Raw genomic sequence first — 18,072 nt, 5'->3', positions numbered from 1 at the left:
ACCAAAGTGTAAACCTATAATAGGACTAGACCCTCGTCTATTCAAAAAGGGAGATAACCCGCAGATAACCCGCCTATATCCCGCCTATAAGCCGCCTATAACCCGCATCTTTTAGGAGGCGGGATATCTACGGCTTATGTACGGATCATTCCGGGCTCAGCCTTGTTATTGAGGTATCACTAGTCTTAAATGCCACAAGGGATTAAAGCGATTTTCCCAAAATCACTTTAATCCCTTGCGGTTCAGTTAAATTCAAAATGTTACGCGACCATTTCGCCTTTGCGCTGCCAGTTATTTATGAGTATGGCAATTATAAACCCGGTGAACACCATGACCATGCTGAACATAAAGATATGCCCCATGCCAAAAGTGCTTTCCACAAGGCCTACCAGTGGCCCGGTAATACCTAGTGAAAGATCGATGAACACGCCATAGCCACCCAAGGCAGCTCCTTTATTGGAAGCTGGTACTAATTTCACGGCTTCTACGCCCAATGCAGGGAATACCAGTGAAAATCCAAAGCCTGCAATACCGGCGCCTGCTAATGCGATATGCGGGCTATATGCCTGCCAGAGAATGGCTAAACCTATGGATTCTGTCAGCAGGCAAAAGATCGCTGTCTTCATACCACCATACCTGTTGATATAATCTTCGAAGAACAAGCGGCCCAGGATAAAGCTGATACTGAATATAGAGAGACACATTACAGCCCCCTGCCATCCCAGCCGGGAATAATACAGGGTGATAAAGGTGGAGATCGTACCAAAGCCCAAACCGCCCAGTGCCAGGCATACACCAAAGGGAGTTATTATTTTAAAGACATCCATAAAGGCTTGTCTTGGAGCGGTAGAAGTAGATTTCAGCGGAGTTTTGCCTTTTGCATAATAATATCCGATAACACCACAGATCATGATCAGGCCAGCCATGGCACTCATGCCGAAATTGTGGTGGAGTATAGCACCCAAAGGAGCACCTACAGCCAGTGCGCCATAGCTACCAATACCATTATAAGAAATGGCCTTGCTGGTATGCTCATCGCCCACCGCCAGGATGGCCCAGTTGATTGGGCTTGCCCCGATCATTCCTTCAGCAAAACCGGTGGTCAGCCGGGTAATGATCAGCAGGGAAAGGCTGAGTACAGGAATACCCTTGCATAAATAAGCGATGACCAGGAGGGCACCACTTACTGCAAAGCCGATCATGCCCATTAATACAGCGGGTTTTGGCCCTTTTTTATCGACGATGCCACCGGCATAACCCCTGAACAGGAAGGTGGTAATGTATTGAAGACTGATGACTACGCCTGCAGTCATTGTACTAAAGCCCAGGTCGTGATAGATAAAGTACGGCAATACTGCCAGTGCAAGACCGATTGTGAAGTATCCAATAAAGGTAAAGGCGACGAATTCCGCTATGGTTGTACGGACTTTCGACAATGAAACACCAGCATTTTGTGCTGTTTGCATATTCAATTATTTTATTAACAACAGGTGCGTAAGTAGTATAGGCTGATAGCGCATTACACCCTGGTGCATCCAGCTGCAAAGTTCCTGTAGTATTCTTTGGTGAAAATGGTATATGTAGAATATATTATTGTAAATTTAATAGATGAAGCGGAGACAGTTTGAGCCACTGGAATTAGACGAAATGAACACAGATGTCTATCATTTGCCAGTGCATAGTCATACTTACTACGAGATGATCTATGTATACAAGGGCAGTGGTATTCATCAGCATAACAATAACAGAATTCCATATGAAGCGGGAGACCTGTTTTTGATCTCCCCTGAGGATGAGCATTATTTTGAAATTGGAGAGCGGAGCCGGTTTATCTTCATCAAGTTTACTGACAGTTATTTTAGTGGAAGGAGTTACTTGTCTTTATCAGCTTCTCCGGAAAAGATTATGCGGCTGACGCTGTTGAAAGAGATGAAGATGGTAATGGACGATGCGGGAAAGCTGGTGTTGCGGAATACGATTGATAACCTGTTGCTCTATTGGAAAAAGGAGAAGGATCTGTCGAACTCGGCCCTGATGTACTTCCAGGTATTATCGGTATTCGGGTTGATCCGGGAGGCGATGGTTCGCATGAATGTAAGAATTGACCAGGGTCAACCCGACAAGGAAGAAATGATCTCATATATTCACCAGCATATTTACGACCCTTCATTGATAAAGATCCGGCATATAGCGGGTCATTTCAATATCAGCCCAAATTACTTCAGTGCATATTTCAGGAGGAATTTTGATGTTAGCTACCGGGATTATGTGAACGATTACCGGATTAAGCTGATAGAAAACCGGATAGCTTCGGGTACAGTAACAATGAAACAAATCGCCGATGAGTTCGGATTTACAGATGCCAGCCATTTATCACATTATTTCAAACAGCGCAAAGGAATACAGCCCGGATCATACAGAAAAGATGCAGCGCATCTATAGTCGATGTACTTATTTTATATCTTTGCCAGCAATCATATTTCAGCATAAAAAAATATTTGAGGTGCGAACCTGGTTATTGTTCCTGTTCATATTACCCTGTTTACGGATGGCTGCACAAGATAGTGCAGCGGTGCATCATACGACCCCTGTGGCGACAGAGAGCCATGTCCGTAAGGATACAGGAACTGTGCAGCCGGTGAAAAAGAAGGTATCGGTGGTGAAGAAAGATAGTTTAGCACCTAAAGTAGCCACTACTCCTGCTGTAAGTAAAGCGCCTGCACCTGCGACTGTAACTCCGGCTACGACAGCACCTGTAATGAATAACCCGGCTACAGCGATAGCTCCGCCAGCAGCGCCTGCTACGCTTGCGGCAACTGGTACTGACAGCTTGCATACTGATAGTATTCCGCAGGTACAGACCGTACCTTTGCATCAGGAAACGGCTTATGAGAAGTATTTAAAGACATTGACCGCCAGCAATATATATTTGAAAAAGGATAAGCCACACAGACTGGACCTCAACCCTGTCCGGGCCTACAGAGATCTTGACTGGCTGGTGTATGTAATGGGTGGTGTGGTGCTATTACTGGGTATTATCCGCCTGAGTTATCTAAAGTATTTCACGGACCTGTTCAGGGCTTTTATGAACCCAACCCTGAGCCAGCGCCAGTTGAAGGATCAATTGTCACAGAGCCCTTTCCCCAACTTCCTGCTGAATGCATTCTTTGTGATTAGTCTGGCGATGTATCTGTACTTGCTGATGTATCGTCAAAACTATATATCTGTCAACAATGCCTGGATGGTGATCCCTGCATTGATCATTTTGGTGGCATTGGTATATAGTGTAAAATATGTGGCATTAAGGTTTTGCGGCTGGTTATTCGGTAGTGCGGAGCTGGCAGATGCATATATTTTTATTTTGTATCTGATCAATAAAGTGTTGGGGATTCTGCTTGTGCCATTCCTCGTTATTCTGGCCTTTTGCACGCCTGAACTGGCAAGAGCCTTCCTTTACATTTCGGTTTTTTTCATCATAATACTGGTCGCATACAGGTATATCAGGTCTTATTCGGTGGTAAAGCAATACTTATCTTTCAGCAGATTACATTTTTTTCTTTACCTTTGCGCATTCGAAGTAGCACCGGTACTAATAATTACAAAGGTGCTGCTGGTCTGGTTAACTGGCGGTCATTGATCACCTATTGTTAACACAAGAGCAAAAAAACGTATGATTAAAGGCGGGCCAAAAAAAGATTTGCAAGCGAAACAGATTCAGTCAATTCTAATTTCCCAACCTAAGCCTGAAACAGAAAAATCACCATACTTTGAACTAGCGAAAAAATTCAATGTAAAGTTGGATTTTTATCCGTTTATAAGGGTGGAGGGACTGTCCGCGAAAGATTTCAGGAAACAGAAAATTGACATACAGCTTTTTACTGCCGTGATATTTACGAGCCGTAATGCTGTAGACCATTTCTTCCGCATTTGCGAAGAAATGAAGATCAAAGTATCGCAGGATTGCAAGTATTTCTGCATTACAGAAGCAATTGCGTTGTATCTCCAAAAATTCATCCTTTACCGTAAGCGTAAAGTATTCTATGGAGCTGATGGTTCTACCAAAAGTTTGCTGGAAGTGATGAATAAACATCGCGACAACGAGAAATTCCTCTTTCCGAGTTCTGATAGCCAGCGGAAAGACATTGAGGAATGGCTTAAAGCCAACAAATGCGAATACGCAACAGCTACTCTTTACAAAACCGTTTCAAACGATGTAAAAGAGGTAGTTGAAGGTACAAATTATGATATGATTGTGTTCTTCAGCCCTTATGGTGTGAAGTCACTTTTTGAAAATGTACCCAAGTTTGAGCAGAATGGAACCCACATCGGGGCCTTTGGTCCTACAACCTCTGCCGCTGTAGAAGAGGCAGGTCTCAGGTTGGATGTAAAAGCACCTGCACCACAAGCGCCTTCTATGGTAGCTGCGCTGGAACAATACCTGGCTAGTACCAACAAGAAGTAAATCCTCCTGGTTTAAGGAAGAATTGACACGGAATAACAGCTTTCTACCTGTTAATCAGGGTAGTTGGAAAAATAATCTGTAAAAAAAACAGGAAATTAATATATCTTAAGGGACAGCGAAAGCTGTCCCTTCTTATTTTTGGAAAAGAATTTACTGGAAGACCATAACCGTGAACAAACTATCTAACGAGACGAGTCCGTATCTGCTACAGCATGCGCACAATCCTGTAGAGTGGTACCCCTGGGGTGATGAAGCTTTACAAAGGGCAATAGCAGAAGATAAACCAATTTTAGTTAGCATCGGCTATGCTGCATGTCACTGGTGCCACGTCATGGAACGCGAAAGCTTCGAGAATGAAGCGACAGCGCGGATCATGAATGAGCACTTTATTAATATTAAAATAGACAGGGAGGAAAGACCGGACCTGGACCATATTTATATGGATGCCCTGCAGGCCATGACCGGTTCCGGTGGCTGGCCCCTGAATATGTTCCTGACCCCGGAGCGATTGCCATTCTATGGAGGTACTTACTTCCCCCCTGTGAAAGCCTATAACCGCCCTTCCTGGGAGGAACTGCTGCTGGCCTTGTCAGATGCATTCAAAAACAGAAGGGAAGATATTGAGACACAGGCAATTAACATGCGTGATCACCTGGCGCAGTCCAGTAAATTCGGGAGTACGATCAACCTGCTGCCAAAGGAAGAGCAATTCACACGTAGTCAATGTGATATTATTTTCAACAACATAATGCAACAGGCAGATAAGGAATGGGGTGGATTTGGAAATGCGCCAAAGTTCCCCGGCACTTTTGTCATTCAGTACCTGCTACGTTACTATCATAGTTTTGGTGATCAGGCGGCCCTGAACCAGGCGCTGCTATCGCTGAACAAAATGATACAGGGAGGGATCTATGATCAGGCAGGGGGTGGTTTTGCCCGTTATAGCACCGATGCTAAATGGCTCGCACCGCATTTTGAAAAGATGTTGTACGACAATGCCCTGCTGGTAGATGTAATGAGTGAGGCTTACCTAATAACAGGAAATCCTTTGTATTCCATTACGATAGCAGAAACCCTGCAGTTTATACAAAGGGAAATGACAGATGTGGGGGGTGCTTTTTATGCTGCGCTGGATGCAGATTCAGAGGGTGTAGAAGGGAAATTTTATACCTGGAGCAAAGCTGAGATAGATGAGATTTTAGGGGCAGATGCCGATGTGTTCTGCCGTTTTTACGATATCAGTGAAGAAGGGAATTGGGAAGAGACGAATATCCTTTGGATTAAACAGCCTTTATCCACTTTTGCCGTTGACAACCAACTGGATGAAGAAAAGCTAAGCGAACAGCTGGCTGCCGGTCTTACCAAACTGATGGAAGTGAGAAGCCAGCGTGTAAGACCAGGGCTGGACGACAAGCTCCTGCTGGGATGGAACGCCCTGATGATACATGCCTGCTGTAAGGCTTTTGCGGCAACCGGGGAAGAAAGCTACAGGAACATGGCCTTGAAAGCCATGGATTTTTGCTGGGTACATTTCAGGAAAGATGGTGAGGAGTCCTTTTATCATACGTACAAAAACGGGCAGGCAAAATATCCGGCATTCCTGGATGATTATGCCTGGTTGATCAGGGCGCTGATAGCGCTGCAGGAGGTAACGGGAGACAAGTCTTACCTGGACAAGGCATTTTCACTGACAACTTTCGTATTGCAGCATTTTTCTGATGAAACGGGTGTATATTGCTATTATACTGTTGAAAGTCAATCTGATGTGATCGTTCGTAAGAAGGAAGTATATGATGGAGCTACCCCAAGTGGTAATGCAATCATGGCTGCTAATCTCTGGTACCTGGGTGTTGTATTTGACCAGGGGGAATGGGGCGAAAGGGCAATGAAAATGCAGGCAGGTCAGGCGCAGACTACGGTGAGGTATCCGACATCATTAGGGGTTTGGGCGGGGTTACTATTGCAGCGGGTGCAGGGGGTAAAAGAAATTGCGATTGTGGGGCCGGATTATAAGTTGAGAATGGAGGATACTAATAAGCATTATATTCCGTTTAAGGTACTGTTGGGAGCAACGCAAGATAATCCTGAAATACCCTTACTGTCACACCGGGAGCGGGCGAATGAGACGCTGATCTATGTTTGCGAAGATTATCATTGCATTAAACCTGTTAATTATATAGATGAAATTATTAATTTGAAATAATATTTATGTATCTTGCATGACCATATCTCTGTAAAAAGGAAACGGTTAAAAAAGGATTTTGAGTCGGATATAATAAAATGTTAAAAAATACGTTTAATTTAATTGTCATCGGTCCTATGAGCGAATGAAAAAGTTGGCTAAAAACTAACTACGGATTAAAATTAATCATTACATTTGTTATCTTACTTAAGATTCAATACGGGTGAGTGATGGGCAAAAGGTGCTGATTCTGAGAACACGACCTGATCGGGCAAGATATAAAAGAAACCAACAAGCGAACAACCAGTTATATCTGGAGTTGTCTATAAATCAGCAGCTTTAGAGTCATTTTAGAATTCAACAAAATGTGAATGGCTGGTTGGCTTATCAGTCTGACCGGGCGGTCCGGGAAGATTCGGCCATGTTTCAGAACTTAGCGACGGCAAGCAGTGTCATTTCGGCCAATGGAACTGCGTCGCTGTATCGAAATAAATGATTTTCAATGAAAGCTACCCTTATGAAGCTTAATTTTTCAAGTGGTCTGTTAGCAGTATTGCTGGTTAGCCTGCTAGCCAGCTGCGGTGGTAGTAAAACCCCCAAAAATGCACAAGGACAGCTGATTGGAGTTAGTCCCAGACCAAAGTATTTCCCTCCTGTACCCTATGGAATGGTGTATGTACCTTCTGGTACCTTTCACATGGGCCCCAGCGATGAGGATCTGAACTATGCGTACACTGCTCGTAACAAGTCTATTTCCATTTCCGGCTTCTACATGGATGCTACGGAAATTACAAATAACGAGTATCGTCAGTTCGTAAAATGGGTGACAGACTCTATCGCGCACATATTGCTGAGCCATGTTAAGAGTGATGGCGGCCAGGATGTGATCGACTGGAAACAGAAGATTAATTACAAAGATAAAGGCACCATGGATAAACTGGAGCAGATGACATATGCTCCGGAGGATCGCCTGTATGGTCGTAAGGAATTCGACGTACATAAACTGGTGTATCATATAGAAACATTCAACTGGGAGCAGGCAAAGCTGCGTGAGAACGCAAACAAGCCACGTTCTAAGTTCATTGTAAAGAAAGATGTAGCGATCTATCCTGACACTTTGTGCTGGATCAGGGACTTCTCTTATGCTTACAACGAGCCTATGACGAGAATGTACTTCTGGCACCCGGCATTTGACAATTATCCGGTAGTAGGTGTAACCTGGCACCAGGCTAACGCATTCGCAGAATGGCGTAGTAAGTTCTGGGAAGACTATCGTATCTCCAAGAATCTGTTTACTGAAGATAAATTCCAGTTACCTTCCGAGGCACAGTGGGAATATGCTGCACGTGGTGGTAGAGAGCAATCTCCTTATCCATGGGGTGGTTATTATATCCGCAACAAGAAGGGCTGTCTGCTGGCAAACTTTAAACCAGGTCGTGGTAACTATCCTGAAGATGGTGGTTTCTACACTGTAAGAGCGGACGCTTATTGGCCTAACGACTACGGACTGTACAACATGTCTGGTAACGTAGCGGAATGGACACAGGACATCTTCTATGAGAATGCCTACTCCTTCACATCTGACATGAACCCATATCTCCGTATGGACGTTACAGATGATGCACCACCAAAAATGAAGCGTAAAGCTGTAAGAGGCGGTAGCTGGAAAGATATCGGATATTTCCTTCAAACAGGTACACGCTCTTATGAATATCAGGACAGTGCTAAGTCTTACATTGGATTCAGATGTACGATTGCATTCCTGAGCCGTTCTAAAAATGATTTTGGTCACCATTAATCTGGACAGCATTCAATAGTATAATCAGCATTACGGATGGATGGGCAAGGACGCAGGCAGTATCGAAGACGTACCGGTGGTTTGTACCGGGTGCCTTTGGGACAGGCATGTAGTGTGTGTTAAACAAATAAAAATATGTTCAACATGAGGAACCGTATGATGTACATTATGAAACCGCAAATCATCGATGAGCAACAACTATTCCATAACAACAATTTAACCTTTAACACTTTAACCAGTAAATTTTGACCTATGGCTATGAATCCTACTACATCGAAATGGCTTAATTTCTTTGTTTGTATCGCGGCATCAGTAGTAATTATCGGAGCGTTGTTCAAACTGCAACACTGGCCAGGCGCGGATATCGCCCTGATCGTTGGTTTGAGCACTGAGGCATTAATCTTCTTTGTATATGCATTCGTACCAGATAGTGGTGGCGGAGATCACGGCGAAACACAGGTTTCTGTTGTTGCTGGTGGTAGCCCTGCACTGGCTGGCCTGGACAAGATGCTGGAAGAAGCTGACATCACTCCTGTATCACTGCAACGCCTGAGCGAGAACTTCCAGAAATTAGGTACCACAGTAGATAAGATGAGGGACATCAGCGACGTTGTTGCGGCTACAGGCGACTACACCCAGAAAACAAGGGAAGCTGCCAGCGCAATCACTAACGTTGCTCACGCTTACACTACAGCAGCATCGGCTGTTGCTTCTTTCAACAGTGCTTCTGAGTCTACAAGATCTTTCCATGAGCAAATGCAGGGTATGACCAAAAACCTGGCTTCTCTGAATGCGATCTATGAACTGGAACTCCAGGACACTAACAATCATCTGAAGGCAATGAACAATTTCTACGGAAATCTGCTCAAAGTTTCTTCAGCTATGACCAGCAGCGTAGATGACGCGCGTAAAACTCAGGATCAAATCTCCCAGCTCGCTAAAAATCTGAGCAATCTGAACACCGTTTACGGTAACATGCTCAGCGCAATGCAGGGAAGATAAGTAACGCTTATAGTTTTGGAATTAACAACAGACAATCATTTAATCTGAAAACAAACTATGGCACTACCTAAAGATCCCAGGCAGAAGATGATCAATATCATGTACTTGGTCTTAACGGCCATGCTTGCATTGAACGTTTCTGCTGAGATATTGAACGCATTTAATATAGTAAACAACTCAATCATTACGTCGAATAAGTCGATCACAGAAAAGAACGACATTACCTACGCCAATTTCGACTCCCAGGCGTCTTCTGACCCTGGTAAAGTAGGTCCACTGAAAGCAAAAGCCGAAGAAGTAAAAAAACTTTCCCAGGCAATGACCGTGTATCTCGATACGTTAAAGAATACGATCATCAGAGAATCCGGTGGATTGGACGAGTATGGTGATATCAAATCTAAATCTGACCTGGACGCGCCAACTCGCGTCATGGAAAATCGCAAACAAGGACCTGAACTGGAAAAACGTCTGAAAGAACTGCGCGAGCAGCTGCTGACTTACGTTGATCCTAAGGATAAAGCTGCTTTTGACAAATCTTTACCACTGAAAATTGTGGTAGGTGAGTCTCACGGTGGCCACGGACCAAAAAAGAAGGACTGGACTTCTTACCACTTTGAAATGGTGCCAACTATCGCGGCTGTTACCATTCTGAGTAAATTCCAGAACGACGTTAAAAACTCTGAGTCACTGATCATTGATGATCTCCTGGCACAGATTAGCAAAAACATCATTCGTTTTGACAAGATCAGACCATTGGTTTCCCTGAATTCCAAGAATCTGATGGAAGGTCAGACATTGACAGCACAGATCGCAGTAGGTGCATACAGCAGCACTGTGAATCCTGAAATCTCAGTTAATGGCCAGAACATTACTGCGGTTGAAGGTCTGGGTACTTACACGATGCCAGTTTCCGGTATCGGTGATAAAACCCTCACAGGTACTGTTTCCATCAAGAAACCAGATGGTAGCGCTGAGACTATGACTTTCAATGAAGCGTATACTGTAGGTGCTTCTACCACATCTATCTCTGCTGATAAAATGAACGTACTGTACATTGGTTTATCAAACCCAATCTCAGTATCTGCAGGTGGTGTACCAGGTGAAGCAATTACAGCAAGCATTTCTGCTGGTTCCATGACGAAGAAAGCTACCGGCCAATACGCAGTAGTTGTAAGCGCACCAGGTAAAGCAGTGGTAACCGTAGGTGCTACCATCGACGGTAAACCAAAAACTTTAGGTCAAAAAGAATTCCGTATCAAATACATCCCTGACCCAGTGCTGAAAGTTGGTCTGAGCAAAGGCCCATCTATGAAAGCTGCTGAGTTCAAAGTACAGGGCGGTCTGCGTGCTGATCTGGAAGACTTCGTATTCGACGGCGTAAAATACGATGTTGTAAGCTACCGTATCGGTATCCAACCTCGTTCCGGCGATTATGTTGAAGGTGAGGCAAATTCCGCTTACTTCCCTAGCTCTGTAATGGGTGCTATCCGTAGCCTGAAACCAGGTGACCAGGTTTACTTCGATAACGTTCGTGTAAAGGGTCCGGATGGTAAAGTAAGAGATATGAGCAATATCAATTTCAAGATAAACTAATATATTTTCTATGCGAGCAGTCATCCTTAACAAAATTGGTTGGTGTTCCCTAATGCTGGTTATCCTGCTGGCATCTCAGGCTGATGCACAACGCCGTGGAGGTACACGTCGTAAGTCGGCGACTCCCGATGCAGCTGTCCAAGATGCTTCCGTAGTAAATCCTGCTACAGGTAACAGCGTTGCGCCGCCACCGCCCCCTCCACCATCCCCAGGAACGTCACTGCGCCCTGATGGTATCGGTACACCGGTAGATACCCCGCGTAAATCACAGCGTATCGATGGTATCTCTGAAAAGAACTTCATCAAAGACCGTACGCCTATTCTCTACGACCACATTCGTTCAGATGACGAATTCTGGGAAAAGAAGATCTGGCAGGTGATAGACACCCGGGAAAAGATGAACCTTCCTTTTCAGTACAATGTTGAGGATGAAAATGGTACCAGCCAGCTGTTCATTAATATCATACTCAATGCTATCAAGAGCAAGGAAGTAGAAGCCTTCAGTCCTATCGACGACAGGTTCACTACTCCAATCGCTTACGATGAGATCCAGAATAAACTGAGCGGCGAAGAAAAAACCATCCGTAGTATCGACCCTGTAACAGGCGAAGAAAAGATGGTAACTACCCGTGACGACTTCGATCCACGTACTGTTGTACAGTATAAGATCAAAGAAATCTGGGTGTTCGACAAGGAAGCGTCCCAGCTGAAAGTTCGTATCCTCGGTATCGCTCCAATGGTATCCCGTATGAACGAAGATGGTTCCTTCCGTGCGGCTATCCCGCTGTTCTGGGTGTATTATCCTGATATGCGTCCTATCCTGGCTAAATACGATGTATACAACCAGAATAACGATGCGGCTACAATGAGTTGGGAAGATCTGTTCGAAATGCGTTTCTTCACCAGCTACGTTACCAAAGAAAACAATACTTATAACCGCGAGATTAAGGATTATATCAAAGACGGTACTATGAGATTGTTGGAAGGTCAGGCTGTGAAGGATAAGATCTTCAATAAAGAACAGGATATGTGGCAGTATTAATAGCTGCTCGCAGAATAAAAATAATAAACAAGAAAGGGAATCGCGAAGCGATTCCCTTTCTTGTTTTTAAGACAGGCGGAATCGCTTCGCGGTTCCGCCTGTCTTAATTTATTAAGGATGAAAATGTGTGTAAATCAATTTCGCTTTTGCTGCCCCTACTTCCTTCGCCAGGTCTTCTTCTGTCAGCAACTTAATCTTTGTTACTGACCGGAAGGTTTTTAACAACTGTGTAGCCGTGTTCTCCCCTATCCCCTTTATACCTTCCAGTTCATTTTTAAACGTTCCCTTACTTCGCTTATTCCTGTGGAAGGTAATCCCAAATCTATGCACCTCATCACGTACCCTTCTTATCAGTTTCAGGCTCTCACTATCATAGGGCAATTTGATACTATCCTTATCCCCCGGAAAGAAGATCTCTTCCTCATTCTTCGCCAGCCCTACCACCGTCATACTCCCCACCAGATCCAATGCCCGTATACTATCCATTGCTGCCCCTAACTGCCCCTTACCACCATCTATGATCACAAGTTGCGGTAAAGGCTGCTGTTCGGTCAGCAAACGGCTATAACGGCGAAATACCACTTCCTTCATTGAAGCAAAGTCATTGATCCCTTCCACCGTCTTCACATTAAAATGACGATAGTCTTTTTTTGAAGCTATGCCATCCTTAAATACCACGCAGGCTGATACGGGATACGCTCCCTGGAAATTCGAGTTATCGAAACACTCTATATGCGTTGGTAATTCTACCAGCTCAAGATCTGCCTGTAACTGGTACAGCACTTTCTTCTTCTCCATATCACTCTTACCTTCCAGGTGCAGGATCTTCTTACGGTATAGTTCTTCCTTGAAGTAATCTACATTCTTCTCAGAGAGTTCCAGTAATTTCTTCTTATCCCCTCCTTTCGGAACTGTGACTACTATATTCTCTTCAGGATATTCTATTTCTATCGGCACAACAATCTCTTTTGTCACACTCTTGAATGCATCTCTCAGGTAGTTCACTGCATATGCTAATACCTCCTCATTTTCCTCTTCCAGTTTCTTCTCAAGCGTAACAGTCTTTGTATCTGCAATAGTGCCGTTCAGTACGCGCAGATAATTTACGTATGCATGATTGCCTTCGCTAATGATAGAAAAGACGTCTACATTACCCACCTTAGTATTCACAATGGTAGACTTGGATTGATAATCCTGTAGTTTTTCAATCTTTTTCCGCATCATTTCTGCCTTCTCAAATTCCATGTTCATCGCATACTCCGACATCAGCTGGCGAAAGTGTTGCAGGATCGGGGAGAGATTACCTTTCAGGATATTTTTTACCTGCGATAAGCCTTCCCGGTAATCTTCTTCTGTCTGCAAGCTTTCGCAAGGCCCTTTGCAGTTTCCCAGGTGATATTCCAGGCAAACTTTGTATTTGCCTTTAGCAACATTCTGCGGTGAAAGGTTGAGGTTACAGGTCCGTAAAGGGATGTTGGACTTGATTACTTCCATCAGTTCTTTTACTCTCCATACGGAGGTATATGGACCCAGGTATTCTGATCCATCTTTAACCACATTCCGGGTAAAGAAGACCCTTGGAAACGACTCGTGTTTGATCACGAGATAAGGATAAGTTTTGTCGTCCTTGAGGTTGATATTGAATTTGGGCTGGAACTGTTTAATCAGTGAGTTCTCCAGCAGGAAGGCATCCTGTTCGGAGCCTACAATGGTGAACTCAATATGATGAATATGTTCAACCAGTTTCCTGGTCTTAAAACTATCGTGATTCTTTACAAAATAAGAGCTCACCCGTTTCCGCAGGCTTTTCGCTTTTCCCACGTACAGGAGCTCGCCGCCTTCACTATAGTATTTGTAAATACCTGGTTGAAGGGGAATGGTATGTGATATCTGTGAAAATTCCGCTGCTGTCATCTGATCAATAAAGTCATTAAAGATGTCTCATCGCAATCTTTATATCCAGTTCTTTCTCGGGCAGGAAAGCGATGTGCTGTCTTGTCGTGATCCGGATATGATGATTGTGCTGATACTCGAGGTTTTGTTCGTACTCATAAACGAGGTTGCGTACATGCTTGTTCAGCTGTACGGCTGTGATATGCTGTGCATTGTCTAATTCGAGGATAATTTCCTGGGGGAGGGTAGATGCTTCCTTTGCTTTGTACATCAGGGAACGCTTGCCGGTAAACTGATCTGCCAGTAAGATGGTATCGTAGGCACCCTGTAAACTGGGTTTGTGAAGGTCTACGTCCATAAAGGGGGCCAGCATATTATGCAGTTGCAGGGAATCGGGGGCATTGATAGCAACGCTATCATGCATTGTGTTCAATGAAACTGTTTTGAATAAGCCAGGTTTTTGTTGTTCCAGCTCCTTAAGTTCTACCTGGAAGTAGCTTTTCAGATCCCTGTATCCGCTGCCAGTTTGAGGAGGGGTGGAAGAGCCGGTCTTGCAGGAGCTAAAGAGAATAGTGCCAGTCAGTAATGTCCAGAAAAATTTCATGCAGCAAAGGTAGCGAAGTATGAGGAATTGGAAGGGGCAGCAAACTGAACTGCACCTGCGGTTAATGGTAAAAAATAATGCGCCGTGAACACGGCGCATCTGATGCATGAGCAAATCTGTCGAGAGCACTAAAAACGTAAAACGGTTTACCTGACAAAATAGTTACAGTAAGGCGGAAAAATAAAAAGGCCGCTCTGTACTCACAGAACGGCCTTTTAGCTGCGGTAGAACCAGCAATTATATTAGGATATTACCACTCATTTCTTTTGGAATTGGTAATCCCATCAGTGTCAGGATCGTAGGTGCAACGTCTCCCAGTTTACCAGGTTTTACTTCACCTTTGAAATCATTGCTGATGATGAAGTAAGGTACCAGGTTCAGGGTGTGAGCGGTATTTGGTGTACCGTCACCGTTCACCATGAAGTCAGCGTTTCCGTGGTCTGCGGTCAGGAACACGGTATAGTCGTTCGCCAGGGCAGCAGTCACTACCTTGCTTACGCAGGTATCAACTGTTTCTACTGCTTTGATGGCGGCTTCCCATACACCGGTATGACCCACCATGTCAGCGTTTGCGAAGTTGAGGGCGATGAAGTCGGCTGATTTCTGGTTGATTTCAGCTACGATCGTATTGGTTACTTCAGGAGCGCTCATTTCCGGCTGCAGGTCGTAAGTAGCTACTTTAGGGGAAGCTACGATCAGACGGCGTTCGCCTTTAAATTCTTTTTCGCGGCCACCGGAGAAGAAGAAAGATACGTGTGGGTATTTTTCAGTTTCTGCGATACGGATCTGGGTGCGGTCATTTTGTTCCAGCACTTCGCCCAGGGTATTGGCCAGGTTATCGTTTTCGAAGATCACGTGCACGCCTTTGTATGTTTTATCATACTCAGTCATGGTGGTGTAGAACAGGTTCAGTGGTTTCATGCCGAAGTCAGGGAAAGCCTGTTGGGTGAGTACCTGGGTGATTTCGCGACAACGGTCAGTACGGAAGTTGAAGCAAAGTACAGCATCGCCCTCCTGTATAGTGGTGACTGGTTTACCAGCAGCGTCAGTAATGATCACTGGCTTGATAAATTCGTCAGTTACACCTGCTTCGTAAGAAGCTTTCATAGCTGCCAGTACATCGGTAGCAGGAGTTCCTGTACCATTTACCAGGGCATCGTAAGCGAGTTTCACACGTTCCCAGCGTTTATCGCGGTCCATTGCGTAATAACGGCCTGTGATGCTGGCTACCTGACCGGTAGTTTGTGCCAGGTGAGGCAGCAGGTCAGCGAAGTAACCGAGACCACCTTTAGGATCTGTATCACGGCCATCGGTGAAGGCGTGAATGTATACTTTGGTCAGACCTTTTTCTTTCGCAATCTGGGTCAGCGCTTTCAGGTGAGTGATGTGAGAGTGCACACCGCCGTCACTTACCAGACCAATCAGGTGAAGGGCTTTATCTTTGTCTTTAGCGTAGTTGAAAGTTTCCTGCAACACAGCGTTAGATGCCAGTTCCCCGGTACGGACAGCAACATTGATACGCTGCAGTTCCTGGTATACAATACGACCGGCACCAAGGTTGAGGTGACCTACTTCTGAGTTACCCATTTGTCCATCCGGTAAGCCTACCTGTTCGCCACAAGTAACGAGTGTACTATGTGGGTACTTTGAATAAAGACTGCTCACGAAAGGTGTCTTGGCATTTGCTATTGCGTCAGCGGTAGGAACCTGTCCTTGTCCCCATCCATCCATGATAACGAGCATGGCTTTTTTCTTTTCCATATATCCGGTTGAGATTTTAAAGCAGTAAGATCGTAAAGTTAACAAGCATCCTTCAATTCCAATAGTCTTTTGATCATTTGGAGGCAAAATTCATATCAGTTGAATTTTTACAACCTGATTTAGGTCAGGCCTGGCCCGGCTTTCTTATCATCCAGGCACTTATCCCGGAAGAATATTTACTTTTCATAACTTGCACTTAAGTTTTATTCTAAAATTATATATTTTTAATTTTGCATTAATTACCAATTGGATGATACAACGATAATTGTATTTTCCGCGTCAACCCGCAATTTGGCATAGTTTTAGCCCATTTCACACTGATGATGAAAACTTTACTATCTAATAAAATACTGGCGATGAAAAAGTTAATGTACGTGCTGGGAGTGGTGCTGTTAGCAGGCATTGTCACTGCATTTACAATGTCAGCAGCTGCCTTGAATCCGGGTGCTGCTGGTCCTTTCGAAGATGTGGTCAGCTCCATCAAATCGGGCGATGCTAGTTCGCTTTCCCGTTATCTTGATAATACTGTTGAAATCAACATCTCAGGTAAATCCAGCTCTTATAGCAAGTCTCAGGCTGAAATTATATTAAAAGACTTTTTTTCAAAGAATCAGGTTAAGTCTTTCGAACTGATCCATCAGGGCGAAGGCGGAGGTGGATCCCGTTTTGGTATCGGTAATATGGGTACCTCCGGCGGTGCATTTCGTACATCCTTTTTCTTACAAAAGAAGGGCGGCTCAATGGTACTCAATGAGCTTCGATTTGAAAATAAATAGTGATTGTTAAGATTGATATTGTTTAGTCCGGAGTACTTCTCCGGACTTTTTTTGTTTGAAAGGGTCAGTTAAAATTCGCTTACTTTCGTTATTTCAAAGCAATAGTATGTTACAGGAACCAGCATTAACAAACCTTATTCGCAGCGCACTGGCAGAAGATATAGGAGACGGAGATCACTCCACCCTGGCTTGTATACCGGCAAATGCCAGAGGTGGTGCCATATTGAAGATAAAGGAGGACGGCATCCTGGCAGGAATGGAGGTAGCTCCGGTCATTTTCCGCCTGCTCGATCCGGAAACTGTGTTTACTCCCCTGAAGAAAGATGGAGAAGCCATGACTGTCGGCGAAACGGCATTTGAAGTGCATGCTTCCGTACATACCCTGCTCATGGCTGAAAGACTGGTACTGAACTGTATGCAGCGCATGAGTGGTATTGCTACACTTACCCATCAATACGTACAGAAACTGAACGGCTACCGGACCAAACTGCTGGATACCCGTAAAACAACACCTAACTTCCGTCTCCTGGAAAAAGAAGCGGTAAGAATTGGCGGCGGTGTCAATCATAGAATGGGGCTGTATGATATGGTAATGCTGAAAGACAATCATATCGATTTTGCAGGTGGTATTACAGCTGCTGTAAACAGAACAGTCGCTTATCTTAAAGAGAACGGATTACCTTTGCGGATTGAAGTAGAAACCCGTAATCTCGATGATGTAAAGGAAGTGCTGGCTGTTGGAAAAATACATCGCGTTATGCTGGACAATTTTACTCCTGCACAATTGCACCAGGCATTATTGCTGATAGACGGGAAATATGAAACAGAGGCTTCAGGAGGCATTAACCTGGATACGATTGAGGAGTATGCAAAGACAGGAGTAGATTACGTATCAGCAGGAGCTGTCATTCACCACGCGGTGAGTCTTGACCTGAGCCTGAAAGCTATTTAAAACAGAA

The 18,072-nt window shown here is 44.5% G+C and carries 14 protein-coding genes; 10 read left to right on the top strand and 4 right to left on the bottom strand.

From position 1 onward, the window contains the following. Positions 1-260: 260 nt before the first annotated feature. Positions 261-1,466: an MFS transporter gene (locus tag U0033_RS20240; RefSeq protein WP_083571414.1), complete on the bottom strand. Its 1,206-nt coding sequence runs from the start codon at positions 1,464-1,466 to the stop codon at positions 261-263. Between the two features lie 142 nt (positions 1,467-1,608). Here U0033_RS20240 and U0033_RS20235 point away from each other — a divergent pair, with 142 nt between their 5' ends. The 8 genes from U0033_RS20235 (at position 1,609) to porN (ending at position 12,079) form a co-directional block, all read left to right on the top strand. Continuing rightward, positions 1,609-2,442 carry a helix-turn-helix domain-containing protein gene (locus U0033_RS20235; protein WP_072358537.1) on the top strand — a complete coding sequence of 278 codons (834 nt, stop codon included), beginning with the start codon at positions 1,609-1,611 and terminating at the stop codon, positions 2,440-2,442. Between the two features lie 106 nt (positions 2,443-2,548). Continuing rightward, positions 2,549-3,637 (top strand): DUF4271 domain-containing protein, encoded by a 1,089-nt coding sequence (locus tag U0033_RS20230; protein ID WP_072358535.1) that lies wholly within the window; start codon positions 2,549-2,551, stop codon positions 3,635-3,637. Between the two features lie 33 nt (positions 3,638-3,670). Then, the gene (locus tag U0033_RS20225; RefSeq protein ID WP_072358533.1) at positions 3,671-4,462 is read left to right on the top strand and encodes a uroporphyrinogen-III synthase; all 792 of its coding nucleotides are present in this window, start codon (positions 3,671-3,673) and stop codon (positions 4,460-4,462) included. A 169-nt stretch (positions 4,463-4,631) separates the two neighbouring features. Further along, positions 4,632-6,665 (top strand): thioredoxin domain-containing protein, encoded by a 2,034-nt coding sequence (locus tag U0033_RS20220; protein ID WP_072358531.1) that lies wholly within the window; start codon positions 4,632-4,634, stop codon positions 6,663-6,665. Between the two features lie 496 nt (positions 6,666-7,161). Beyond that, positions 7,162-8,442, top strand: a complete 1,281-nt coding sequence (porK, locus tag U0033_RS20215) for a T9SS ring complex lipoprotein PorK/GldK (protein WP_072359042.1) — start codon at positions 7,162-7,164, stop codon at positions 8,440-8,442. Between the two features lie 252 nt (positions 8,443-8,694). After that, a complete protein-coding gene (porL, locus tag U0033_RS20210; RefSeq protein ID WP_072358529.1) occupies positions 8,695-9,444 on the top strand; it encodes a type IX secretion system motor protein PorL/GldL in 750 nt (249 codons plus the stop codon). Between the two features lie 57 nt (positions 9,445-9,501). Further along, the gene (gene porM, locus U0033_RS20205) at positions 9,502-11,037 is read left to right on the top strand and encodes a type IX secretion system motor protein PorM/GldM (protein WP_072358527.1); all 1,536 of its coding nucleotides are present in this window, start codon (positions 9,502-9,504) and stop codon (positions 11,035-11,037) included. 10 nt (positions 11,038-11,047) lie between these two features. Beyond that, on the top strand, positions 11,048-12,079 hold the full coding sequence (gene porN / locus U0033_RS20200; protein WP_083571412.1) for a type IX secretion system ring subunit PorN/GldN: 1,032 nt from the start codon (positions 11,048-11,050) through the stop codon (positions 12,077-12,079). Positions 12,080-12,190: 111 nt separating this feature from the next. Here porN and uvrC read toward each other — a convergent pair whose 3' ends face one another. The 3 genes from uvrC to gpmI form a co-directional block, all read right to left on the bottom strand. Continuing rightward, complete coding sequence (uvrC, locus tag U0033_RS20195; RefSeq protein WP_072358523.1) at positions 12,191-13,993, bottom strand: excinuclease ABC subunit UvrC; 1,803 nt, start codon at positions 13,991-13,993, stop codon at positions 12,191-12,193. Between the two features lie 16 nt (positions 13,994-14,009). Beyond that, positions 14,010-14,576, bottom strand: a complete 567-nt coding sequence (locus U0033_RS20190) for a hypothetical protein (RefSeq protein ID WP_072358521.1) — start codon at positions 14,574-14,576, stop codon at positions 14,010-14,012. Between the two features lie 237 nt (positions 14,577-14,813). Next, positions 14,814-16,337, bottom strand: a complete 1,524-nt coding sequence (gene gpmI, locus U0033_RS20185; RefSeq protein WP_072358519.1) for a 2,3-bisphosphoglycerate-independent phosphoglycerate mutase — start codon at positions 16,335-16,337, stop codon at positions 14,814-14,816. A 356-nt stretch (positions 16,338-16,693) separates the two neighbouring features. Here gpmI and U0033_RS20180 point away from each other — a divergent pair, with 356 nt between their 5' ends. Together U0033_RS20180 and nadC are read left to right on the top strand one after the other, a co-directional pair. Next, positions 16,694-17,113, top strand: coding sequence for a DUF4783 domain-containing protein (locus U0033_RS20180; protein ID WP_072358517.1), 420 nt, complete (start codon positions 16,694-16,696; stop codon positions 17,111-17,113). Between the two features lie 106 nt (positions 17,114-17,219). Then, complete coding sequence (nadC, locus tag U0033_RS20175; protein ID WP_072358515.1) at positions 17,220-18,065, top strand: carboxylating nicotinate-nucleotide diphosphorylase; 846 nt, start codon at positions 17,220-17,222, stop codon at positions 18,063-18,065. Positions 18,066-18,072 lie beyond the last annotated feature (7 nt).

The organism is Chitinophaga sancti (assembly GCF_034424315.1).
GTDB classification, from domain to species: Bacteria; Bacteroidota; Bacteroidia; order Chitinophagales; family Chitinophagaceae; genus Chitinophaga; species Chitinophaga sancti.
Note: the sequence above shows the minus strand (reverse complement) of the source record. Positions and strands in the feature narration are given on the sequence as shown.